Here is a 22,390-nt window from a genome sequence, read left to right as displayed (position 1 = left end):
GGTGACCGCGGCGGCCTGCGCGATCCATCCGTCTCCGGCCCAGGCGATCGCGAGCAGGACGCCGGCGGTGAGAAGGCCGATCGTGACGGCCGCTGCCCTCCCGACGCCGCGCGCCCAGGCACCGAACGCGATCGCCGCGAGCAGCGGCACCCCGATGGCGGCGACCCAGGCGTAGACGTCGGCCAGTGACGGCACCGCCGCCAACAACGCGATCGTCCCGCCCAGGGAGCCGGGCAGCAGCACCCAGCCCCAGACACTCCCCTTCGCCCGCGCCAATGCGCGTGGCAGCTTCGGCAGCGGACCACACACCAACGCCGCCTGCACCGTGATGAGGACAGCGTCGGAGGCCCAGAAGGGAAGCACGTCGCAAGCGTAGGGCAACCGCGAAAGCCCAATAAGATAAGGGGATCCGCCTCTTTTCCTCCTAGGTTCTGATGCTCCTATCGTCCGTCAAGCGACGTGGAGCCAGTTTCGGTAGGTCTGGGCGAGGTTGTCGTTGCGGCGGATTCCGCGTTCGAGCTCGCTGATGGTGATGGGCCAGACGCCGAGCTCGTTGGCTGCGGTGGTCAGGGTGATGTTCTTGGCCTGGCGCAGCGGACGCAGGTCGTCGACGGCCGGGACGGTGACGGGGGTCGTCAGGTAACGGAAGACCTCCCGGGCGATCGCGCGCTTGAGTTTGCGGATGATCTCCATCGAGCTGAGGCCGGCCTGGCGTTGCTTGGTGACGTAGTCCTTGGTGCGGGGGTCCTTGGCCATGCGTACCAGTGCGATGCTGTGCAGTGCGCTGTTAGCGGTACGGTCCCCGCCACGGGACAACCGGTGCCGGGTGATCTTGCCCGAGGATGCCTGGATCGGGCTGGTGCCGCAGAGTGCTGCGAAGGCTGCCTCGGACCGTAGGCGCTCGGGGTTGCCGCCGGCGGTGAGCAGCAGTTGGGCACCGGTGTCGGGGCCGACGCCGTAGGCGGCCCGCAGCCCGGGGTTGGCGGCGGTGACGAGCTGGTCGAGCTCGATGCCGAGCTTGTCGTGCTCACGCTGCAGTTCGATGCAGCGCTGGGACAGGGTCTTCAGGGCCAGCATGATGGCCCGCTCGAGGGACTCACGGTCTGGTCGGATCTGGATGCGGGCGAGGACCTTGATGCGCTCCTCGCGTCCCATCGAGCGGTAGCGCTCGCGGATCGCCGTGGGCGCGGTGATGAGCTGGTGGTGGATCTGGATCATCGCTGCAGTCCTCGCCTTGCGTGCCGAGCGGCGGGCGTTGTGCAGGGCCCGGATGCCTTCAATGACCGCGGGGTCCTTGGCGGGAGCCGTGCGATGGGAGCCCAGCGCCGCGCGCGCCGCCTGGTAGGCATCGATCGGGTCAGACTTGCCCAGGCGACGACGTTCGGCGCGTTCGGGCCGCATCACCTCGACGACCTCGATGTTGGCGGCGCGGGCCGCGGTGGCGATGCCGACTCCGTAGGAGGAGGTGCCCTCGATCCCGACCGCGGCCACATCGCCGTGGCTGGTGATGAACGCCAAGGTGCGTTGGTAGCCCTCGGGGCTGGTGGGGAACTCCTTGTCGCCCAGGTCGTGGCCCAAGGCGCTGATGACGGCGACATGGATCGATTCCTCGTGGGTGTCCACGCCGCCGTAGACCTGCCCGGACTGTGCTTCGACTGTCATGCTGGAACTGCCTTCCACTCGTGAGGGTGGGCCCCAGCCGGGTGGGCAGACAGGACAGTAATGAGGCGCTTGCCAGGCTCTTATGAAGTCATGTCCGCCCGGCTGGCGCCGTTCAACGGCCTCCACCAGAGCCGGGCATTACAGAATCAAGACAGCCCAGCAGGACGTCAGTCGGACACATCGAGCCACGACCCCGGTGGAGTGTTCCGATCATTACTGTCGGTGCTCGGGAGTAGGATCGGAGTATCCGGTCGTGAAGGAGGCCCAGTCCACAGGGTCGAAGCGATCGGTCAGCCGAGGAACACCCACCTTCGCTCATTCGAGCCGGCGAACGATGAGAGACCACCTGCTGTTCGGCAGGGGTCTGGTCCGTTTGCCGTGTCGCGAAGGAGGTGCCCCGATGGTCGTGCAGTACGTCGAACCGACCCATCCGATCGTCGCGGGCGCCCAGCAGATCCGCGAGATCCTCGGTGACCTTGCGGACGTGAACCCGCTGTTCATGTCACCGGGCGCGCAGGCCGAAGCTCTCCGAGAGATGGTCGCGGCCACGAACCAGCTCACCGAGCTCCAAGCACGCGTCATGGCCAGTGCCGCGCAGGTCGCTGATGACGCGGGGAAGCACGACACTGCCGGCTGGTTGGCCCATGAGACCCATATCGGCCCCAGGGAGGCACGCGCCCAGAAACGGCTTGCTGAAGCGTTGGAAGCATGGCCGGCCGTGGCGGCGGGGATGCGTGCCGGGGTGGTGAACCGCGAGCAGGCCGAGATCATCACCCGCGCCCTGAACGCCCTACCGGACGACACTGCGGCCGAGTTGATCCCCCGCGCCGAGGCGCACCTCGTCGACGAAGCGTCGCGGTGGAACCCCAACCAGCTGAGGGTGTTGGCCCGTCAGGTCCTCGACGTGATCGACCCCGACGGGACCGAAGCCCGTGAGGCGAAGAAGCTCGAGGCTGAGGAACGCACCGCGTTCCAGAAGACCCGGCTCAGCTTCGCGAAGAAGCACGACGGCACCACCAAGATCACCATCGTCGTCCCCGACCTCACCGCCACCCGCCTCGCCCACCTCCTCCACGCCTTCACCAGCCCCCGGCACGACCCCGCCGACAAGCAGGCACTCGCGGACGCGGCCGGCGACGAGGCGGGTGAGAGGGTGTGGTGGAAGCTGCCGAACAACAAGAAGCTCGGCCACGCCTTCTGCGAGCTCCTGGAGAACATCGACCCGAACTCGATGCCGCAACACGGCACGACCGGCACCGAACTCATCGTCACCATCCCCTTGGCCGACCTCCGCCGCGATCTTGCCGCCGCCACCGTCCTCGGCCCCCACGGCGTCGAGCGGATCACCGCAAACGAAGCACGCCGCCTGGCCTGTGAGGCCGGGATCATCCCAGCCGTCCTCGGTGGTCAGGGCCACGTGCTGGACCTCGGCCGCACCTCACGGCTGGCCACCAAGGCTCAGAAGAAGGCGCTCATACTGATCCGGGCCACCTGCAGCGAAGAAGGCTGCGACGTGCCGGCCGCCATGACCGAGGTCCACCACCTCAACGCCTGGTCCCAAGGCGGGAAGACCGACCTCAAGGACCTCGTCCTGCTCTGCAAACCCGGCCACCGCAGGATCCACTCACCCGACTACACGCACGAGCGCCTCCCCGACGGCACCATCCGGTTCTACCGCAGGACCTGAGGAGCACGGCCACCTCGACACGGCATGCTGGCCTCGTGAGCGACATCAAGATCTACGAGAAGCCGACCTGCACCACCTGCAGGAATCTCTTCGCCCTCCTGAAGGAACGAGGCGTGGACGTCGACAAGATCGACTATCACGTCCTCGGGCTGACCCGCGCCCAGGTGGAGGAGATCGTCGAGAAGACGGGCCTCACGCCACGCGAGCTGCTCCGCACGCGTGAACCGGAGTACAAGGAGCTCGGCCTGGCCGATCCGACCACGAGCGACGACGCGATCATCGAGGCGATGGCCGAGCACCCGGCCCTGCTGCAGCGGCCCGTCGTCGTACGCGGGGAGAAGGCCGTGCTCGCCCGTCCTATCGAGCGGGTGCTTGAGCTGTTGTGACCCCGCGGAGCGTCGGGAGGCCCCACTCCTTCACTTCATGTGACCTCGCGATGCCCCTCGTCGACCCGGCGGGTCCACCCCCGGGCGTCGAGGTGCTCGAGCAGCGGGATGGCGACACGGCGAGAGGTACCCAGCGCCTGACGCGCCTCGCTCGTGGTGAAGGGCTGTCGAAGGCGGGCCAGCTCGCGCATCGCCAGGGCCGGAGCGCTCGGCAGCAGCACCACGCCGCCGGTCAGCCGGATCAGCCGGCCGAGGCGCTCGGCAGCGGCGACCTCACGGACGCCCAACTGCCAAGCGGCCAGGTCGTCGGCCTCCGGCGCGCGGAACGGCTCCGCGGCAAGGCGCTGCTCGAGCAGAGCGAGGCCCGCCTCGGCGGCACCGAGATCATCACCGGCGCCAGGGAGGCTGACGTGCGCTCCGCGCGACGTGAGGCCGGCGTCGGCGATGAGCCGGCTCAGGAACTGTGAGGCGGGCATGCCGAGCTCGGCGCGCAGTGTCTCCTGGGAGAGCCCGGCGGAGAGCGGGTCGCGGGCGTGGTGCTGCTTGATCAGCTCGGCGACCTGGACCCGCCAGCCGTCGTACGCCACCGGCTCGACCCACCAGCCGTCGATGCTCTGGATCCCGTCGGGCGCGCTCTCCCCCGCGGCGACGAGGCCGAGACGTCGCATGTGGGCGATCTCGACCGCCCCCTCGCGCGCCAGCTTCGGCAGTACGTCGCCACCGGGCGGCATTGCGGCGAGGATCGCGGCGCGCCGGGCACCGTCGCCGCGTCTGCGCAGCCGTGGCGGCTCGGGATCGAGCACACCCACTCCACCGAGCACGGCGTGACCTCCCGGGGCACGGAGGAGGAGCCGGTCGCCGGCGACGAGCGGCGCCGGGCGCTCCAAGGTCAGGCGGGCGTGTGTGGGGTCGAAGGAGCGCAGCCGTGCCGGGATCGCGGCCGTGCCGACGTGGACGACGACGTGCGCCGGGACCTCGTCGAGCGGCTCGCCGGTGAAGCGTCGTACGTCCAGGACCTGCGTGTCGGGCCAGGCACCGGGGGTGACGAGGGCGTCGCCGCGCCCCACCTCGTCGGTGGCGACACCGCGCAGGTTGAGCGCGACCCGGTCGACCGGCAGCAGTTCGGCGGCAGCAACCCGCCGGCTCTCCTGCCCGCGGATCTGGACCGTGGTCGCAGACCCACGCGGCCCGACGACCGTGAGCCTGTCGCCGCGACGCAACGTACCGGCCGTCAGGGTGCCGGTGACGACGGTGCCCGCGCCGGTGATGCTGAACGACCTGTCGAGCCAAAGTCGGACCCGCTCGTCGGTCGGTGGCGAGGGCAGCGCGCCGAGGACGGCGTCCAAGGTGCGTCGCAGTTCGTCCATCCCCTCGCCGGTGACGGCGGAGACCGCCACGATCGGCGCGTCTGCCAAGCCGGTCTCGGCGAACTCGTCGCGCGCACGCGCCATCACCTCCTCCACCCGCTCCGGGGCGCGGTCGGCACGCGTGACCACGATGACGCCGTGCTCGATGCCGAGGGCCGCGAGGGCGTCCCGGTGGTCGGTGGACTGCACCGACCAGCCCTCGTCGGCCGCAACCACGAAGCAGACGACCCCGACCGGGCCGACGCCGGCGAGCATGTTCGCGACGAACCGCTCGTGACCCGGCACGTCGACGAACGCCACCTCACGACCCGAGGGCAGCGTGGTCCAGACGAAGCCGAGGTCGATGGTGAGGCCACGGCGGCGTTCCTCCGTCCACCGGTCGGGCTCCATCCCGGTGAGCGCACGGACGAGCGTGCTCTTGCCGTGGTCGACGTGTCCGGCGGTGGCGACGACGTGAGTCGTCACGGCCGTACCGCCCTCAACGCCGCGGCGAGGGCACGGATCAAGGCATCGTCCTCGGCCGGCGGCACGCAGCGCGGATCGACGAGACAGGCGCCGTCAGTGACCCGCGCGAGGACGGCAGACTGCCCGGCCCGCAGCGGCGCGGCGACCTCCTCGGGCAGGCTGACGGCCCAGCCGGCCAGCGGGAATCCGGGCGCTCCGCCACCGCCCACCCGGCCGTCGTGCTGCACGACCGGGGCGCCACCGACCGCCGCAGCGATCCGCTCCGCCCGCCGGCGAAGCTCATCGGGATCCGCGTGCAGAGCCCGGGCCACCGGGGTCGGCCCGCCGTTGAGAGTCGCCTCCAGCGCGGCCAGCGCGAGCTTGTCGGCACGGAAGGCGCGCGCCAACGGATGCCGCGCGAGCTGCTGAACGAGGTCGGCGCGGCCCAGGACGATGCCGGCCTGGGGTCCGCCGAGCAGCTTGTCGCCGCTCATGATCACCAGGTCTGCTCCCGCGGCGAGAGCCGTGGCGGCGTCAGGCTCGTCGGGCAGCGCCGGGTCCGGCCGGAGCAGGCCGCTGCCGAGGTCGGCGACGAGGGGCAGGCCGTGCTCAGCGGCCACCTCGCTCAGCACGGGCAGGTTCACCGCCGCAGTGAAGCCCTCGACCCGAAAGTTGCTCGGGTGCACCTTGAGCAGGCAGCCGGTCTCCGGTCCGATCGCGTCGGCGTAGTCGGCCAGGTGGGTGCGGTTGGTGGTGCCGACCTCTCGCAGACGAGCGCCGGTCGAAATGATCAGGTCCGTGAGTCGGAAGCCGGCGCCGATCTCGATCAGCTCGCCTCGCGAGACGATCACGTCGCCGGACCCGGCGAGCGTCGTGGTGGCGAGACTGAGGGCAGCCGCGCCGTTGTTGACGACGAGGGCGTCCTCGGCAGCCGGGCAGGCGTCGAGCAGCGCCGCGCGGGCGGCGACACCCCGCCGCGAGCGAGTACCGGTGGCCAGGTCGAGCTCGATGTCGACGTACCGGCTGGCGGCGACGACCGCATCGACGGCGGCGTCCGAGAGCGGCGCCCGACCGAGGTTGGTGTGCACCACCACTCCGGTGGCGTTGAGGACCGGACGGAGCGAGCTGGGACGGCGATCGGCGAGCGCGGCCAGGAACGCGGCCTCCACGTCCTCCGGCGGCAGCTCGCCGGCGCGGGCCCGCTCCTGAAGGTCGTGGACGAGCGCTCGCACCGCGTCCGCGCCGAGCTCCGTCTCCCGTGCCTGCGGCATGCCGAGCAGATGGTCGGTGCGCGGGATGAGTCGCCGCGGGTCGGCCTCGCTCATGTCCCCTCCCTGGATCTGCAGATCTCGAGATCTGGCGGAGGCGGACGGGAATCGAACCCGCCAGACCGAGATGCTCGGCCTCACCGGTGTTGAAGACCGGGGGGACCACCAGGAACCCAGACGCCTCCGTGCGGGCCTATCCAACCACCTCCGCCTCGGCACCCGGCGCAGCCACCGGTGCCGTGACCCCATCGCCTACCGTGAGGCCATGACGACCACCTCGCGCCGCCTCACCGAGTACGCGCACGGCGGCGGCTGCGCCTGCAAGATCCCGCCGGGTGAGCTCGAGGATGCGGTCCGCGGCCTCGTCGGCCAGGCCGGGCCGGACATCCTCGTGGGCCTGGACGCGGGCGACGACGGCGCGGTGGTCCGGGTCCGCGACGACCTTGCCGTGATCTCGACGGCCGACTTCTTCACTCCGGTCGTGGACGACGCCTACGACTGGGGACGGATCGCGGCGGCCAACGCCCTCTCCGACGTCTACGCCATGGGAGGACATCCGGTCGTGGCGATCAACCTGGTCGGCTGGCCCCGGGGGGTGCTGCCGATGGAGCTGCTCGGCGAGGTCCTGCGCGGCGGCCTCGACGTGGCCGCCGAGGCCTGCTGCCCGGTGATCGGCGGTCACACCGTCGACGACCCCGAGCCGAAGTACGGCATGGCGGTGACCGGCACCGTCCACCCCGACCGACTCCTGCGCAACGACGCGGCCGAGCCCGGCCTCCCGCTGACGCTGACCAAGCCGATCGGCGTCGGGCTGCTCAACAACCGGCACAAGAGCACCGGCGAGGTCTTTCCCGAGGCGATCGAGGTGATGACCCGACTCAACCGGGACGCCTCGGAGGCGGCGCTGTCGGCCGGTGCTCGCTCCGGCACCGACGTGACCGGCTTCGGCCTCCTCGGCCATCTGTACAAGCTGGCACGTGCGTCCGGCGTCGGCGCCGTCATCGACCGTACGGCGGTGCCGACCGTCACGGGCGCCATGGAGGCGCTTGCCGAGGGATTCGTCTCCGGTGGCACACGCCGCAACCTCGACTGGGTCGGCCCCCACGTGAGCGCCGGCCCCGGCATTGGCGAGGACGACCTCCTCCTCCTCGCCGATGCCCAGACCTCCGGTGGCCTGCTGGTCGTCGGCGAGGTGCCGGGCTATCCGGTGATCGGTCACACCGTTGCGGCAAGCCCCGGCGAGGCGGGACCCATCGAGGTCCGCTGAGCCCTAGCCCGCCGTGGTGATGGAGTCGCCGGTCTGACCGGCCGCCCGACGGGCGGCGAGGCGACGCTTCTGCGGCTCGATCGTGTAGCGCGGGTCCTTGGCCGAGTGGATGCCCGCCTCGAAGACGCCGAAACGGGTGAGGGCCGACGCCGCCATCAGGGCTGCCCCGGAGAGGATCGCGGTGGGCCGCCACCGTCCGCCGACCAGGGTGCCGATCGCGCCGGCGACCGCAAGCCGCTCGCTCCACCGCAGCATGGTGCCCGGGTGGCCGTGGTGCAGGGGCTCGGCGGCGACCGGGTCCATCCGCCGCTCCATGAGTTTCATCGCGGTGAGGTCGCCCGCGACACCGAGCACCGCCAGGGTCCGCGCCGGCCCGGTCTCGGCGGTCGGCGTCGTGATCATCGCCATCCCGGCCGCGGCCAGGCTCGCCGAGCTGACGAACACGAACGGCAGGTCACGGTGGGTGGCGTTCCACGTGGGTACGGCGGTGTCGGCCAGCAGCACCGCCGTGTACACCGCCAGCGGCGGTGCGAAGGCCGCCGCCTGCAGGCCCGCCGGCCCCTCGAGGAGACGCAGCAGCCGCCGCAGCGGACCGAGCGGCAGTCGCTCGCCGAGCATCCGGTCCACCTCGTTGGCCACGGTCAGGGCGAGGCCGCCGCTGTAGGCACTCAGGATCCAGGAGCCGACGCTCATCGGCGAGGTGACCTTGAAGGTCCGCAGCATGTTGTAGAACCGGTCGGGGCGGCCGAGGTCAGCCACCAGCGCGATGCCGCCGAGGCCGACCGCGCCCATGGAGGCGAGCCGCGCGTTGCGGCGCAGGAGGGGCCGCTTGGTGAGCTGGGCGCCCGCCGCGATCAGCCCGGAGCCGCCGGCGACACCCCCGAGGAAGAGGTACGCCGCCACCTCGTGACCCCACGGCGGCGGTTTCACGACAGGCCGGCCGTAGTAGGAGGTGAACTCGACGTCCGGGACCATGAAGACCTCGCGGCTGCCGTCGCCGCCGTGGTGCTGGCCCGGGCGGCGTCCTTGGCCGACCGCCCGTCGCCGCTTGCGGCGAGGCGGCTCCGGAGGCCGGAACGAGTCGAACTCTGAGGTGGTCATCGGCGTCCTCCCAGGAACGAGATCGCGGCAGCGGCGAGCATGCCTGCCGCAGCGATGCCCGCCCGCTTGTACATCGTCATCAGGTCGGCCGTGCAGACTCTCGGGTCCGGCGGCAGGCCATAGACCTCAGGCTCGTCGAGCAGCAGGAACACCGAGCCGGTGCCCCCGACGCCGTCGTTCTCGTTGGCGCCGTAGAGCCGTGCCTCGGTGAGGCCCTGGGCATGGAGCTGGGCGACCCGCTCCTTGGCATCGGCGACAAGCTCGTCGTGGTCCCCGAACTTGATCGAGGTCGTCGGACACGTCTTGGCGCAGGCCGGGGTCTCGTCATCGAGCAGCCGGTCGTAGCAGAGCGTGCACTTCTGTGCGACGCCGCGCTTGGGCACGTCGGGCTGCTCGCCCTTCTTCTCACCGCGCTGCGTGGTCGGCGCGGCCGTGCCGTCGGCGCGACGTTCGACGACCCCGAACGGGCAGCCCGCCACGCAGGTGCCGCAGCCGTTGCAGACGTCGTCCTGAATGACGACGGTGCCGAACTCGGTCCGGAAGAGGGCCCCCGTGGGACAGACGTCGAGGCAGCCGGCGTGGGTGCAGTGCTTGCAGACGTCCGAGGCCATCAGCCAGCGGAACTCGGGGGTGTCGGGCGGGGTGGTGTCGACCGTCTCCGGGAGGACGGCCGTGGCCGCGGCGCCCGGCATCGAGGGCATGCCGAGATCGACCAGGGCTCGGCCTGTCTCCCGAGCCTCCTCGATCCGCGCCCGGTCCTGCTCGATGAAGGCGACGTGACGCCAGGTGCTCGCTCCGAGCGAGACGGTGTTGTCATACGACATCGCCGTGAGCTCGAGGTCGCCGTCGCGCGGGTTGCGGTTCCACTCCTTGCACGCCACCTCGCACGCCTTGCAGCCGATACAGATTGACGTGTCGGTGAAGAAGCCCTTGCGCGGCCTCTCGAGCGTCCAGTGTGCGTCTGCCGACGGGTCGGTCGGGCCGCTGAGTTGTCCCATCAGGTCCTCCGGGGTTCGTCGAGGTCGGGCCGGGTGAGGCGCTGGTTGTCGGTCTCCACCGTGATGCCCGCGCGTTCCTGGTACTCGCGCACCAGGTCGAGCAGTGCCTGCCCCGTGGGTCGACGGCCGGCGATGATGTCGCAGGAGGCCACCTTGGACTCCTGGATCTGGGTATTGGGGTCGAGGAAGACGCCGAGCAGATCGTTGGCCGCGTCGCCGCTGACGACGGCGTGCGAGCCGACGCCCCAGTGATAGGGCAACCCGATCTGCTGGACGTCGCGTCCGTTGATCGTCAGCGTACGCATCCGGTCCGTCACCAAGACTCGGGCCTCGATCGCGGCCCGAGGCGAGATCAGCGTCGCCCATCCGCCGTTCTCCAGGCCCCGCTCCTCGGCGAGCTGTGGCGAGATCTCGCAGAACATCTCCGGCTGCAGCTCCGAGAGGTAGGGGAGCCACCGGCTCATGCCGCCCGCGGTGTGGTGCTCGGTGAGCCGGTAGGTGGTGAAGACGTAGGGGTACACCGTCACCCCGGCCTCCCCGGCACTCGGGGCGCCGAAGTTGTCCTCACGGGCGATGATCATCCGGTTCGGGCTCTGCTGCTGCGGATAGAGCGAGTTCTTCACCGGGGACTCGTGCGGCTCGTAGTGCGTGGGCAGCGGCCCGTCGACCAGGCCCTTCGGCGCGAAGAGCCAGCCCTTGCCGTCGGCCTGCATGATGAACGGGTCGTCGCCTGCCAGCCCCTCGGGGCCACCGACCCCGGCGGGCGGCCGGGTGTGCGGCGCGAGGTCGACCGGGAAATCCGGTACGTCGTCGCCGACCCAGCGCCCCTGCTCCTCGTCCCACCAGAGGAACCTCTTGCGCTCGCTCCAGGGCTTGCCGTCCGGGTCCGCCGAGGCACGGTTGTAGAGCAGTCGCCGGTTGGCGGGCCAGGCCCAGCCCCAGTCGGCGGCGATCGGTCCGGGTCCCCCGCCGGGGGCGCGGTTCGCGGACTGGTTGACCCCGTCGGCGTAGATGCCGGCGTAGAGCCAGCAGCCGCTGGCCGTGGTGCCGTCGGCCTTGAGCTCGGTGTAGGCGGAGACGGCCTTGCCGGCGTCCGGCCCGGTGAGGTTCCAGCCGTTGATCTCCGCGACGACGGAGACGGGATCAGGCTCGCCGTGCTCGTCCAGGGGATAGTCCCAGGTCAGGTCGAGCAGGGGCCGGTCACGTTCGTCGGTGGAGCCCGCCAGCTTCTCCCGGATGCGCTGGCCGAGCCGGTAGAAGAACTCGAGCTCGCTCTGGCACTCCCCCGGCGGGGCGAGCGCCTGATGACGCCACTGCACGAGTCGCTGGGTCTGAGTGAAGGAGCCGGCCTTCTCCACATGCGTCGCGGCGGGCATGAAGAAGACCTCGGTCCCGATGTCCTCCGTGCGGAGCTCGCCGGAGTCGATCTCGGGGCCCTCCTTCCACCAAGTGGCCGACTCGATCATGCTGAAGTCACGCACCACGAGCCACTTCAGGTGGGCCATGCCCAGGCGCTGCATCCGCCCGTTGGCCGAGCCCACCGCAGGGTTCTGTCCGAGGACGAAGTACCCCTCCACCTCGTCGGCCAGCATGCCGAGCACGGTCTGGTAGGTGCCGTGCGCGCCGGTCAGCCGGGGCAGATAGTCGTAGGCCCAGTCGTTCTCCGCCGTGGCAGCGTCTCCCCACCATGCCTTGAGCAGACTCACCGTGTAGGCGTCGGAGTTGGCCCAGAAGCCCTTCACGTTGCTCGACCCGATCGCCGCGATGTACTCCGCCAGCGTGTCGTGCGCGCCGGCCTTGGGCATCGGCAGGTAGCCGGGCAGCAGATTGAACAACGTCGGGATGTCGGTGGAGCCCTGGATGCTGGCGTGGCCGCGCAGCGCCATGACCCCGCCACCGGGGCGACCCATGTTGCCCAGCAGCAGCTGCAGGATCGACGCCGTGCGGATGAACTGCGCCCCGAACGTGTGCTGCGTCCAGCCGGTGGCGTAGCCGAAGCAGGTGGTGCGCTCGCGTCCTGAGTTCTCGGTGACCGCCCGGGCGAGGTAGTCGAAGTCCTCGGCACTGATCCCACACAGGTCCTGGACCATCTCCGGCGTGTAGCGCGAGAAGTGTCGCTTCAGGATCTGGAAGACGGTGCGGGGATGCTGAAGGGTCTCGTCGCGCAGGACCTCTCGGCCCTGGAGCGCGGGACCACCGCTGCCGTACGCGTCGCCGGCCGCGCGGTCGGCCCTGCTCTTGCCGGACTCGGCGTCCCCGCCCAGCGGCCCCGTGCCCGGGCCCTCGGTGTCGGGGTGGTCGTACGCCCACGTACTGAGGTCGTACTGCCCCGTCTCCGGGTCGTAGCCCGAGAAGAGGCCGTGCAGGTCCTCGGTGTCGCGGAACTCCCCGTTGATCAGCGTCGCGGCGTTGGTGTAGGCGACGACGTACTCCTTGAACCAGAGGTCGTTCGTGATCACGTGGTTGATCAGCGCACCCAGGAGGACGACGTCGGAGCCGGCCCGGATCGGGATGTGCTTGTCGGCGACGGCACCCGTTCGGGTGAAGCGCGGGTCGACGTGGATGACCTTGGCACCGCGCGCCTTGGCCTCCGCCACCCACTGGAAGCCCACCGGGTGTGCCTCGGCCATGTTCCCGCCCTGCAGCACGATGCAGTCAGCGTTGGCCATGTCCTGCAACGGCTGTGTGGCACCACCGCGTCCGAAGGAGGCTCCCAGACCGGGAACCGTGGCGGAGTGTCAAATACGAGCCTGGTTCTCGATCTGGATCGCGCCGGCCGCGGTGAAGAGCTTCTTGATCAGGTAGTTCTCTTCGTTGTCGAGCGTGGCTCCGCCGAGTGAGGCGATGGCCATCGTGCGCCGCAGCAGCCGGTCCTTCTCGTCGCGCTCCTGCCAACCGTTGCGGCGGCTCTCGATGAAGCGGTCGGCGATCATGTCGGTGGCGGTCTCGAGGTCGAGGCGCTCCCACTCGGTGGCGTGCGGCCGACGGTAGAGGACCTCGGTGATGCGGCCCGGGGCGTTGACCAGTTGCTCGCTGGCCGACCCCTTGGGGCACAGTCGGCCACGCGAGATGGGCGAGTCCGGGTCGCCCTCGATCTGGATGACCTTCTCGTCCTTGACGTAGACCCGCTGGCCGCAGCCCACCGCACAGAAGGGACACACGCTCTGTACGACACGGTCGGCAGTGGCGGTGCGCGGAACGATCTTCCTGGTGTGCGCCGACTGGACGGCGGGGCCGCGCCCGAAGCGGTCACCCGACTTCGCCTGGCGGAAGACGGGCCACTCGAGAGGACTCCAGGCGGCCATGGACCACAGCGTAGCTCTGCACCCCCGACCGCGGTCGAGGCGCGAGCATGCGACGGGGATCCTGAACGCTCATCTCCCAGGCGGACGACAGTGCCACGCGGGCAGGGGGCGGGCGAGGCCGCGCCGCAGCCAGATCGGATGGCCGCAGACGGTGGCGACGCGCGCGTAGTCGGTGACGAGGGACGTCTCGACCTGGTGGTCGGCGTCCAGGCCCCAATCGTGCAGGCCGTCCCAGCCCACGACCCACGTCGGCGCCTTGACCGGATCGCGGAGCGTGGCCGCGAGCAGCGTCAGTTGCGGATCGAGCGTGCGCAGCGGAAGGCTCCACGAGTAGGGGTACGCGGGGCGGAGGCCGGAGGCCGCGATGACGTTGGGATGTGTGTAGAGCACGACCAGGGAGTCCGCCGGCTCTGCGGCGGCATGGAGCCAGTAGCCGGTCGCCTCGATCGTGTTGACCTCGGTCAGCTCCTCAGCGGCGGCCGGTGTCACGCCGAGCGTCACGACGACCGGCGCGATGACGAAGAGCCGCACGAAGCGACGGGCCCGCCCGCGCTGGACGGCCAGGGTGCCGGCAGCGAGGGTCATCATCGGCGAGATGCCGATGAGGTAGTGCGGCCAGTAGCTGCCGCCCAGCAGCACCCCGACGAGCTCAGCCAGGCCTGCAGCGGCGGCCGCGAGGAAGAGGGGCGAGCGGAGGTTGATCGAGCGCCGTCCGGCGACGATCAGCGCGCCGAGGAGCGTGATGATCCCACTGCCCAGCGCGAGCCAGACCAGCTCGGACATGCGCTGGTCCTGGTCGGCGTCGGACCAGCGCGTGAGGACGCTCGCGGCGTCGACGCGGAATCCGTACATCGCGAAGACGAGGTCGTGGATGCCGCCGTTGGCGCGCGCCCAGACGAGCGCGACCACGGTGGGCACGAGCAGCCCCACGAGCACCGAGGCCGCGACGACAGCGAGCCGCCGGCGCCGCTCCACCTGCCGCCGTCCGACGTACAGCTCGGCGAGGCCGAGGACGCCGAGGAAGACGGCCGCATCGACGAAGTTCTGCTTCGTGAGGACGGCGGCGGCCGAGGCCGCACCTGCCACGAACCCCAGCACCACGGCCCATCGGTTCACCGCGGTGCCACGGACCGCATGCAGCCCTGCGGCGACCGCGGTCATCGTCCAGGTCGCTGCGACCAGCTCGCCGTTGAGCGCGAAGGTCTCGGTGAGCGGCGTGTTCATCAGGAAGAACGCCGTCCAGGCGGCCCAGGCCGCGGCCTTCGGACCACGCACCGCCCAGCCGGCCCACGCCGCCACGAGCACGAAGCACGCCGCGACGATGCCCGCCATGACGCGGACGCCGTGGGAGCCGAGCAGGTCGGCGATCCGGAAGACCGCGATCAGTCCCGGCGGCCGGTCCACCCACTGCGAGCCGTAGAGCTGCCCGCCCCCGTCGGACCACCACCGCGCCACCATCGCGAAGCCGCCCTCGTCGGAGAGCAGCGGCCCGTCGACGTACAGCAGATGGAGCGCGAGCGTGCCGAGGCAGGCGAGCCCGACGAGGAGTCGGATCGGAGGTCGTACGCCGGCAAGCACGCCTTCGACGTTACGTCGACGGACATGGCGGCAACCTGACCGTCACACCGGAGCGGCCCAGCGCACCTTACGGACGACGAAGGCCGGATCCGATGGATCGGATCCGGCCTTCACTCATCGCGTGGAGGTAAGGGGATTCGAACCCCTGGCCTCTTCGATGCGAACGAAGCGCGCTACCAGCTGCGCCATACCCCCGCGAGTGCGTGGATGAGGCTAGCACCGGGCCTTTGTGGAGCTGAAATCAGGCTCCACTCGCGCGGCGCTGGGTGGCCTGCTCGGCGCTTGTCACCGCTGCTGCGCGGACCGCGTCGGCCTCGCGGGCCAACGCGGAGTCGGCCTCGGTACGGCCCGAGGTCCACACGCCGGTGGAGTCCAGGTCGATGGTCACCGTCCGGCGCGGGGCCGCGGTCTTGGTGACGTACGTCGGCAGCGGAGCCTGCACGGGCTCCCAGGTGCCGTCGGCGAGGGGCTCGGTGATGACCGGGATGTCGGTGGTGGCGTCGGCCTCCAGCACGGCGACGGTCAGCGCGGCGGACTCCTCCTCCGTGTGAGCAGGCCCGGACCCGGCGGTGAGCGAGCGGCCCTTCCCGGGTGAGCGAGCGCCCTTTCGCTCGTTCCTCACCATCAGGCGGCAGGCGACGAGCCAGGCGACGATGACGGCTGCGGGAACGGCCAGCCATGCCCAACTGATGACCTGGCCGGCAGCGGTGGCGGCGGTGGCGGCGAAGAGGAAGATCAGGACGCCGAGGACACGGCGACGGCGGCGGGCGGCTGAGATCGGTGGGCGCTTCGCCTGGCCGCCACTGGGCAGGTGCAGCCGACCGGACTGGGTGGTCTCGAGCAGGGAGTCCAGGAGGATCTCCTCGACGATGACCTCGACCGGCTTCTCGTCGGTGACCTCGGGAGTGTGGGCGGCAGCCGGCTCGACCGCTTTGGCGGGCATGCTGCCCGGAGCGCTGGGCGGCGTGGCCGGGACGAGCGCGGACTTGCGGCGACTGATCGCCTCACGGCGCGCGAGAACACGGATCCGCTCGGAGAAGGTGGTGACCGTGCGGGTCCGGGCGCCGGCATCGTGATGCTCGAGCGCCTTCGGGATGAGGTAGGCGGCCCACGCCACGGCGAGGGCGACGAAGATCAACGCGCTGGGGTCCACGCATTGAGATTAAGTGCGATCAGTGTGACTGGTGTGACTCGACACGCCCGATGAGGCCACCCGGCGGCCATTCCTCGCGCGTGATGGCGAAGTTCATGTGGTCCCGCCACTCGCCGTCGATGTGCAGGTAGCGCGGCGAGTAGCCGACCTGCCCGATCTCGAGCTTCTCCACGATGCGCAGCGAGTTGGCGTTCTCGGGTCGGATCGACACCTCGATCCGGTGCAGCCCGGCCGCGAAGCAGTGGTCGATCACGAGCGCCACCGCGCGTGGCATCACACCGCGTCCGGCGAAGGAGACGTCGATCCAGTAACCGACCGAGGCGAACATCGCCGAGCCGCGCACGATGTTGGAGACCGTCACCTGACCGGCGAAGCGGCCGTCGACGTCGACGGCGAAGGGCAGGGTGGTGCCGCGGCGTGCAGCCCTGCGCTGTCGGCGTACGAGGGCGGCGAAGGTGGCAGGACGCGCGTCGCCGCCGGGCGGGACGGTCGCATCCCAGGGCGCGAGCCAGGCGGCGCTACGACGGCGCGCGGTCGCCCACGCCATGCCGTCGCGCATCGCCAGCGGCCGGACGGCGACCTCGCCTGAGTGCAGGGTCGCAGGCCAGAGCTTGGGGGTGGTCATCGGGTCGTCGCGGCTCAGTGGTCGCTGCCGAGGATCTGGGCGAGGGCATGCTCGAGCACCGGACGCAGGGTCTCGAGCGCGTCGCTCACTCCCCCGCGCGACCCGGGAAGGTTCACGACCAGACAGTCACCGATCGTGCCGGCCACGCCCCGCGACAGCATCGCGCTCGGCACGCCCTTCGCGATGCCTGCGGCACGGATCGCCTCGGCGATGCCGGGCACCTCGCGGTCGAGCAACGGTCGGGTGACCTCGGGTGTCTCGTCGGTCGGCGTCAGGCCGGTGCCACCCGTGGTGAGGACGAGCCGCGCACCCTGCATGACGTACGTCGAGATCGCCTGTCCCACCGGCTGACCGTCCGGCACGACGGCGGCCGGTGACACCGAGAAGCCCATCCCTGCAAGGAAGTCGACGATCAGCGGACCGGTGACGTCCTCATAGATCCCGGCGGCCGCGCGGTTGGACGCGACGACGACTCCGGCCTTCAGCGCTGCCATGAGCCGCTCTTGCCGCCCGTCTTGGACTCGACCCGGATGTCGGTGATGACCGCGCCCTTGTCGACCGCCTTCACCATGTCGACGACGGTGAGCGCGGCGACGGAGACGGCGGTGAGCGCCTCCATCTCGACGCCCGTCCGATCGGTGGTGCGGACGGTCGCGGTGATCGCGACGGCGTCGTCGAGCACCTTCATGTCGACGCTGACTCCGCTGATCGCGAGCGGGTGGCAGAGCGGGACCAGCTCGGGGGTGCGCTTGGCGCCCATGATGCCGGCGATCCGGGCGACCCCGAGGGCATCACCCTTGGGCACGCCCTCGCCGCGGAGGAGTGCCACGACCTCGGCCGACACGAGCACCCGTCCGGTGGCCACGGCGCTCCGATCGGTGACGTCCTTCGCCGTCACGTCCACCATTCGGGCGGCGCCGGTCTCGTCAAGGTGCGTAAGGCCCCTTTCGGGCGTGACCGAGGGCCCATTCGGCGTGTCAGTCATCGAAGGCCAGCACCTCCACCTCGGCGCCCTCGGGCAGTGCGGTCACCTCTTCGGGGATCACGATCAGGCAGGTGGCGACGGCAAGGTCACCGAGGAGGTGGGAGGCCGCGCCGCCGGCGACCGAGACGGTCCGGCCAGGGCCGTCTGCGGCGTCACTGCCGAGCACGCCGCGCAGGAACTGACGACGCCCCGGCATCGAACTGACCGGCTCGGTGAGCCGCGCGGTCGCCGTGGTCGGCGCCTCGGGGTAGACGCCCATCAGCCGCCGCAGCGCGGGGCGGACGAAGAGCTGGAAGGAGACGTAGGCGGAGACGGGATTGCCGGGCAGCGCGAAGACGGGCACGGGGTCCTCGCGGTCGGCGCCGACGTACCCGAACCCCTGGGGCTTGCCGGGCTGCATGGCGACCGGGCCGAACCAGACGCCGCGGGGCGCGAGCGCCTCCTTGACGACGTCGTAGTCACCTGCCGACACCCCGCCGGACGTGACCACGAGATCCGCCCGCACCAGCTGGTCGTCGAGCGCCTCGAGGAAGGCGTCGGGCTCGTCGGGGACGATCCCGACGCGGTAGGCGATCGCACCGGCCGCCTTGGCCGCAGCCGCGAGGAGGAACGAGTTCGAGTCGTGGATCGAGTCAGGGCCCAGCGGCCTGCCCGGCTCACGCAGCTCGCTGCCCGTCGAGAGCACGACCACACGCGGCCGCGGACGGGCGGGCACCGACGCATGGCCGGTCGCCGCGAGGAGCCCGAGCTGGCGCGGCCCCAGGATCGTGCCGGCGGAGAGGATCAGGTCGTCCCGGCGTACGTCGTCACCCTCACGCCGCACGTGCTGACCCTGTCCCGACGGGGCCTGGGTGATCGTCACCGAGGCGACACCTCGATCGGTCCACTCGTAGGGCACGACGGTGTCTGCACCGACCGGCAGCGGCGCCCCGGTCATGATCTTGCCGGCGGCCCTGGGCGGGAGTGCGAGGAGCGTGGCGGCACCCGCGGCGTTCTCGCCGACCACGGGTAGCACGACGGGCGACCCCTCCGAGGCAGTGGCGACGTCGCGCCATGCCACGGCGTATCCGTCCATCGAGGAGTTGTCGAAGCCGGGCAGCGAGACGAGCGCGGTCACGTCCGTCGCGGCCGCGAGACCCAGGGTCTCGAGCAGCGGCATCGGATAGGCCGCGAGCGGGGTCAGGTCGGCCAGGACCTTGTCGCGGTACTCCTCGACCGAGAGCGGGGAGGTGTCAGGCACCAGACGACAGTACCGAGTCGGGGTCGACCCGTTGTGCGCCGGCGCCGCTGAGCTCGACCTCGCCGATGACCTGGACGCCGCGTCCGAAGGTGAAGTCGCCCTTGACCTTGAGGGCGTTGGCCTTCTTCAGCGAGGGGGTGCCGTCGGGGAACCGCTTCTCGAACTCGGAGACGAGCTTGTAGTAGTTGTCGTCGAGGTCGATGTAGGGGATCTCCTCCACGGTCTGGTCCAGGACGAAGTCGGCGCCCATGTCGTAGACGTCGGAGCGGAGCACGAGGAGGTCGTTGGTGGTCTTGACCGGGACGAACCGGTTGCGGCCGACCTCGATCAGGGTGGCGCCCTCGAAGACCTCGATCGCGGCACCCATGGCGGTCTCGATCTGCACGACCTTCGGGCTCTTGGGGTCGGCGGGGTCGACGTTCTTCACGTTGCGGATGAGCGGCAGGCCGAGGATCCCGCCGCGGGCGTCGAGGGTGTCCCGCATCGCGACGAGGTCGAACCAGAGGTTGTTGGTGGACATGAAGCGGTGCTTGTCCAGGTTGGCCAGCGCGGAGCGGTCCTCGGGCAGCGTCTGCGCGGTCTCGCGCAGCACGATCCGGCCGTCGGACTTCCGGCGGGCGAAGTGACCGCCCTTGCGGTCGCTCGGGGTGCGCTTGACGGCCTCGATCGCGAACGGGGCGCCGCTGCCGGCGAACCAGCCCGCGACCTTGGGGTCCGGGGTGGCACCGAGGTTGTCGGAGTTGGAGACGAAGACGTAACGGAAGCCCTCGTCGATGAGCTGGTCGAGCAGGCCGGTGCCCCGCAGGGCGGTGTAGAGGTCACCGTGACCGGGCGGACACCACTCCTGGGTCGGGTCCTTGGGCCACTCCACCGGCGTGAGGTCGGACTCCAGGAGCTTGGGCTCCATGTTCTGCAGGAACTCCAGCGGCAGGCCCTCCACGGGCAGCTCGGTGTACCGCGCCAGCGCGGCGAGGGTGTCGCCGGTGGTGCGGAAGGAGTTCATGAAGAGGATCGGCAGGGGCGCCTGGTGGGCTTGGCGCAGGTGCAGGATCTGCCGTGCGGTCACGTCCAGGAAGGAGAGGCCCTTGCGCACACAGAGCAGCGACTTGGCGCGGTCCATGCCCATCGAGGTCCCTAGACCACCGTTGAGCTTGATCACCACCGTGGCACGCAGCGCGTCGACCGCGGCTGCGTCATCGACCTCGACATCGGCCAAGGCCGGCATGTCGAGGGGCTCAATGGACGATTCCGGAATCATCCCGGTCTCACCGTGCTCCAACAGGCGGTAATAGTGGGCAAAGGTCTCAATCGCGACCTTGTCCACGCCCGCCTCCCGCATCTTGGCGGTGGCCTGCTGCAGCCCTGCGCTACCCATAGGGGCGATCGTAGGGTGCTGTCGTGAGCAAGTGGGAACCGAGCGCTGGAAAAACGGCGTTACGTGACCAGTTACTCACCTCCCGCAACCGCCACTCCCTCGTGCAGATCGGCCGATCCGCGCGCGACCTGAGCAGTGTGGCGATGGCGCATCCGGTCGTACGCCGGGCCGCGACCGTGGCCGCCTACGTCTCCATCGGCTCCGAGCCGGGCACCGGTCACCTGCTCGACGCCCTGCTGCTCGCCGGCAAGCGCGTGATCCTTCCGGTGCTGCTGCCGGACAACGACCTCGAGTGGGCGGTCCACACCGGGCGACTGGTCCCCGCTCGCCGCGGGCTGCTCGAGCCGGACGGTCCGCTGCTCGGCCCCGAGGCGGTCGTGGGCGCCGACCTCGTCCTCGTTCCCGGCCTGGCCGTCTCGAGGACCGGCGAGCGACTCGGTCGCGGTGGCGGCTCCTACGACCGGGCGCTCGCCCGCGTGACGCCTGGGACCGACGTGTGGATCGTGCTCTATCCGGAGGAGGTCGGGGTCGACGTACCGACCGAGGTGCACGACCGGCCCGTGACCGGCGCGCTCACGCCCTCGGGAATCACGCTCTTCTCCTGAGCGTCTATATTCTTGGCACTCGCAACGCCTGAGTGCCAAGCCTGATCCCTGAAGGAGTGACCGTGCCGACCTACCAGTACGCCTGCACCGAGTGTGGCCACGCATTCGAGCAGGTGCAGAGCTTCTCCGAGGCCTCACTCACCGAGTGCCCGCAGTGCTCGGGCCGGCTGCGCAAGCTCTACAACGCCGTCGGCGTCGTCTTCAAGGGCAGCGGCTTCTACCGCAACGACTCACGCAGCTCCTCAGCCGACTCCGGAAGCTCGAACGGCTCGGGCAGCTCCGACAAGGCCGGCGCAAGCACGACGCCCGCCCCCAGCGCGGGAGCGGGCGCGGCAGCGTCCTCGTCATCGACGACCTCGTCGTCGTCGAGCGACTGACTCAGACGTTCTTGGCGGCCAGCAGGTCGCGGATCTCGTTGAGCACGTCGAGCTCGGTGGCGCCCGGCTCCGGCTCGGGGAAGAAGCGCTCCTTGGCCTTCGTGTAGGGCGCCACGATGGCGAAGTACACGATCGCCGCCAGGACGACGAACGCGATGAGCGCGGTGATCAGCGCCCCGACGTGGACGCCACCCGGGTGGTAGGACGAGAAGTCAGGCGTACCGCCGGCCTTGCCGACCAGGTCCATGATGACCGTCACCATGGCCTTGACGACCGTCGCGAAGGCACCGCCGATGACGAAGGCGACGGCCAGCGACACCAGGTCGCCCTGCAGCAGGAACTTCTTGAAGCCATTCATAGCTGTTCTCCTGTGATCCAGTGATGTGGGTTCCGGAGACCCCCGAGCAGGTCGAACCTAGTGATCCCAGCTGAAGGTGAGAACACTCCTCACCGCGGCATTGGTCACCGGTCCGACGGCACTCGCCTCGACTCCGATGATGACGAGACGTCCTGCGGCCGAGTCCATGACGCCGTTTTCTGCACTCGTCGATGACCCCGATCGTGGCACGTCCAGCACCAGTACGTCGTCAGCAACGGCCACGGTCCCGGCCGATGTCGCGTCGCCTGCTCCCGAGGTGTCCGTGGCGAGGACGGTCAGCCTGTCCCCCGGCTCCAGCAGGTCGGCCATGCCGGCGTCGGGCAGCCGCACCGGAATGGGGACCAGGCCGGGATGGGCCGCGCCGAGGCGGGCGCCCAGGGAGGCCGGCGGCGCCTCGACCACCGATGGCTCAGGCTGAGGCGGTCGCAGCACCTGCAGGCCGGCGCCGACCGCGACAGCCGCGAGCAGCCCGGCCAGGAGTCGCCGGTGGCCGAGCACGAGCCGGCGCAGGCGCCGGTGGAGCGAGTCCCGAGAAACCATGGCCGCGAGGCTAGGTCGGATCCTCGCTCAGCGTCCGGGGTTGTCCAC

20 protein-coding genes and 2 tRNA genes are annotated in these 22,390 nt (G+C 70.5%); 5 read left to right on the top strand and 17 right to left on the bottom strand.

Annotated features, from left to right (window positions below):
- Positions 1–450: 450 nt before the first annotated feature.
- Complete coding sequence (locus LH076_RS02140; RefSeq protein WP_227782360.1) at positions 451–1,662, bottom strand: IS110 family transposase; 1,212 nt, start codon at positions 1,660–1,662, stop codon at positions 451–453.
- Between the two features lie 400 nt (positions 1,663–2,062).
- On the opposite strand from LH076_RS02140, the gene LH076_RS02135 reads away from it, so the two are divergent.
- Together LH076_RS02135 and arsC are read left to right on the top strand one after the other, a co-directional pair.
- Positions 2,063–3,349 (top strand): HNH endonuclease signature motif containing protein, encoded by a 1,287-nt coding sequence (locus tag LH076_RS02135; protein ID WP_227782359.1) that lies wholly within the window; start codon positions 2,063–2,065, stop codon positions 3,347–3,349.
- A 35-nt stretch (positions 3,350–3,384) separates the two neighbouring features.
- Entirely contained in the window at positions 3,385–3,735 is a 351-nt protein-coding gene (arsC, locus tag LH076_RS02130; RefSeq protein ID WP_227782358.1) for an arsenate reductase (glutaredoxin), read from the top strand.
- Between the two features lie 35 nt (positions 3,736–3,770).
- On the opposite strand, the gene selB is transcribed toward arsC, so the two are convergent.
- The 3 genes from selB to LH076_RS02115 form a co-directional block, all read right to left on the bottom strand.
- Positions 3,771–5,567 (bottom strand): selenocysteine-specific translation elongation factor, encoded by a 1,797-nt coding sequence (selB, locus tag LH076_RS02125; RefSeq protein WP_227782357.1) that lies wholly within the window; start codon positions 5,565–5,567, stop codon positions 3,771–3,773.
- A complete protein-coding gene (gene selA, locus LH076_RS02120) occupies positions 5,564–6,871 on the bottom strand; it encodes an L-seryl-tRNA(Sec) selenium transferase (RefSeq protein ID WP_227782356.1) in 1,308 nt (435 codons plus the stop codon). The genes selB and selA overlap by 4 nt, the downstream gene beginning before the upstream one ends.
- 32 nt (positions 6,872–6,903) lie before the next feature.
- Positions 6,904–6,999, bottom strand: a tRNA-Sec gene (locus LH076_RS02115).
- Between the two features lie 80 nt (positions 7,000–7,079).
- Between LH076_RS02115 and selD the strand changes: the two genes are divergently transcribed.
- Positions 7,080–8,081, top strand: coding sequence for a selenide, water dikinase SelD (gene selD, locus LH076_RS02110; RefSeq protein ID WP_227782355.1), 1,002 nt, complete (start codon positions 7,080–7,082; stop codon positions 8,079–8,081).
- A gap of 3 nt (positions 8,082–8,084) precedes the next feature.
- Here the strand turns inward: selD and nrfD are convergent, their stop codons facing one another.
- The 11 genes from nrfD to LH076_RS02050 all read right to left on the bottom strand — a co-directional run bounded on the left by nrfD (position 8,085) and on the right by LH076_RS02050 (position 20,441).
- Positions 8,085–9,182: an NrfD/PsrC family molybdoenzyme membrane anchor subunit gene (gene nrfD, locus LH076_RS02105; protein ID WP_227782354.1), complete on the bottom strand. Its 1,098-nt coding sequence runs from the start codon at positions 9,180–9,182 to the stop codon at positions 8,085–8,087.
- Complete coding sequence (locus LH076_RS02100; protein WP_227782353.1) at positions 9,179–10,180, bottom strand: 4Fe-4S dicluster domain-containing protein; 1,002 nt, start codon at positions 10,178–10,180, stop codon at positions 9,179–9,181. The genes nrfD and LH076_RS02100 overlap by 4 nt, the downstream gene beginning before the upstream one ends.
- Positions 10,180–13,485, bottom strand: coding sequence for a formate dehydrogenase (fdh, locus tag LH076_RS02095; RefSeq protein ID WP_265333829.1), 3,306 nt, complete (start codon positions 13,483–13,485; stop codon positions 10,180–10,182). The genes LH076_RS02100 and fdh overlap by 1 nt, the downstream gene beginning before the upstream one ends.
- A 69-nt stretch (positions 13,486–13,554) precedes the next feature.
- Positions 13,555–15,063, bottom strand: coding sequence for a hypothetical protein (locus LH076_RS02085; RefSeq protein WP_227782350.1), 1,509 nt, complete (start codon positions 15,061–15,063; stop codon positions 13,555–13,557).
- Positions 15,064–15,185: 122 nt separating this feature from the next.
- Positions 15,186–15,258 (bottom strand) — tRNA-Ala (locus tag LH076_RS02080).
- A 46-nt stretch (positions 15,259–15,304) separates the two neighbouring features.
- Complete coding sequence (locus tag LH076_RS02075) at positions 15,305–16,216, bottom strand: hypothetical protein (RefSeq protein ID WP_227782349.1); 912 nt, start codon at positions 16,214–16,216, stop codon at positions 15,305–15,307.
- Between the two features lie 19 nt (positions 16,217–16,235).
- Entirely contained in the window at positions 16,236–16,841 is a 606-nt protein-coding gene (locus LH076_RS02070; protein WP_227782348.1) for a GNAT family N-acetyltransferase, read from the bottom strand.
- 14 nt (positions 16,842–16,855) lie between these two features.
- Positions 16,856–17,335: a molybdenum cofactor biosynthesis protein B gene (locus LH076_RS02065; RefSeq protein WP_227782347.1), complete on the bottom strand. Its 480-nt coding sequence runs from the start codon at positions 17,333–17,335 to the stop codon at positions 16,856–16,858.
- Positions 17,323–17,826 carry a cyclic pyranopterin monophosphate synthase MoaC gene (moaC, locus tag LH076_RS02060; RefSeq protein WP_227782346.1) on the bottom strand — a complete coding sequence of 168 codons (504 nt, stop codon included), beginning with the start codon at positions 17,824–17,826 and terminating at the stop codon, positions 17,323–17,325. Before moaC ends, LH076_RS02065 begins: the two co-directional genes overlap by 13 nt.
- The gene (glp, locus tag LH076_RS02055; RefSeq protein WP_227782345.1) at positions 17,819–19,066 is read right to left on the bottom strand and encodes a gephyrin-like molybdotransferase Glp; all 1,248 of its coding nucleotides are present in this window, start codon (positions 19,064–19,066) and stop codon (positions 17,819–17,821) included. The genes moaC and glp overlap by 8 nt, the downstream gene beginning before the upstream one ends.
- Positions 19,059–20,441 carry a UTP--glucose-1-phosphate uridylyltransferase gene (locus LH076_RS02050; RefSeq protein WP_227782344.1) on the bottom strand — a complete coding sequence of 461 codons (1,383 nt, stop codon included), beginning with the start codon at positions 20,439–20,441 and terminating at the stop codon, positions 19,059–19,061. Before LH076_RS02050 ends, glp begins: the two co-directional genes overlap by 8 nt.
- Before the next feature lie 23 nt (positions 20,442–20,464).
- On the opposite strand from LH076_RS02050, the gene LH076_RS02045 reads away from it, so the two are divergent.
- Positions 20,465–21,046: a 5-formyltetrahydrofolate cyclo-ligase gene (locus LH076_RS02045; protein WP_227782343.1), complete on the top strand. Its 582-nt coding sequence runs from the start codon at positions 20,465–20,467 to the stop codon at positions 21,044–21,046.
- Positions 21,047–21,108: 62 nt separating this feature from the next.
- Positions 21,109–21,423 (top strand): FmdB family zinc ribbon protein, encoded by a 315-nt coding sequence (locus tag LH076_RS02040; protein ID WP_227782342.1) that lies wholly within the window; start codon positions 21,109–21,111, stop codon positions 21,421–21,423.
- A 1-nt stretch (position 21,424) separates the two neighbouring features.
- Here the strand turns inward: LH076_RS02040 and LH076_RS02035 are convergent, their stop codons facing one another.
- Positions 21,425–21,781: an MscL family protein gene (locus tag LH076_RS02035; protein ID WP_227782341.1), complete on the bottom strand. Its 357-nt coding sequence runs from the start codon at positions 21,779–21,781 to the stop codon at positions 21,425–21,427.
- Between the two features lie 57 nt (positions 21,782–21,838).
- Complete coding sequence (locus tag LH076_RS02030) at positions 21,839–22,342, bottom strand: hypothetical protein (RefSeq protein WP_227782340.1); 504 nt, start codon at positions 22,340–22,342, stop codon at positions 21,839–21,841.
- Positions 22,343–22,390: the final 48 nt, after the last annotated feature.

This window comes from Nocardioides sp. Kera G14, assembly GCF_020715565.1.
Lineage (GTDB): Bacteria > Actinomycetota > Actinomycetes > Propionibacteriales > Nocardioidaceae > Nocardioides.
The sequence above is the reverse complement of the archived record's forward strand: the minus strand, read 5'-3'. Positions and strand labels throughout refer to the sequence as shown.

Coding starts and splice junctions, on each gene's coding strand:
- LH076_RS02065 (WP_227782347.1), bottom strand. CDS start 17,335: ATGGCAGCGCTGAAGGCCGGAGTCGTCGTCGCGTCCAACCGCGCGGCC.
- LH076_RS02100 (WP_227782353.1), bottom strand. CDS start 10,180: ATGGGACAACTCAGCGGCCCGACCGACCCGTCGGCAGACGCACACTGG.
- LH076_RS02050 (WP_227782344.1), bottom strand. CDS start 20,441: ATGGGTAGCGCAGGGCTGCAGCAGGCCACCGCCAAGATGCGGGAGGCG.
- LH076_RS02035 (WP_227782341.1), bottom strand. CDS start 21,781: ATGAATGGCTTCAAGAAGTTCCTGCTGCAGGGCGACCTGGTGTCGCTG.
- LH076_RS02140 (WP_227782360.1), bottom strand. CDS start 1,662: ATGACAGTCGAAGCACAGTCCGGGCAGGTCTACGGCGGCGTGGACACC.
- nrfD (WP_227782354.1), bottom strand. CDS start 9,182: ATGACCACCTCAGAGTTCGACTCGTTCCGGCCTCCGGAGCCGCCTCGC.
- LH076_RS02135 (WP_227782359.1), top strand. CDS start 2,063: ATGGTCGTGCAGTACGTCGAACCGACCCATCCGATCGTCGCGGGCGCC.
- LH076_RS02070 (WP_227782348.1), bottom strand. CDS start 16,841: ATGACCACCCCCAAGCTCTGGCCTGCGACCCTGCACTCAGGCGAGGTC.
- LH076_RS02030 (WP_227782340.1), bottom strand. CDS start 22,342: ATGGTTTCTCGGGACTCGCTCCACCGGCGCCTGCGCCGGCTCGTGCTC.
- selA (WP_227782356.1), bottom strand. CDS start 6,871: ATGAGCGAGGCCGACCCGCGGCGACTCATCCCGCGCACCGACCATCTG.
- selD (WP_227782355.1), top strand. CDS start 7,080: ATGACGACCACCTCGCGCCGCCTCACCGAGTACGCGCACGGCGGCGGC.
- moaC (WP_227782346.1), bottom strand. CDS start 17,826: ATGACTGACACGCCGAATGGGCCCTCGGTCACGCCCGAAAGGGGCCTT.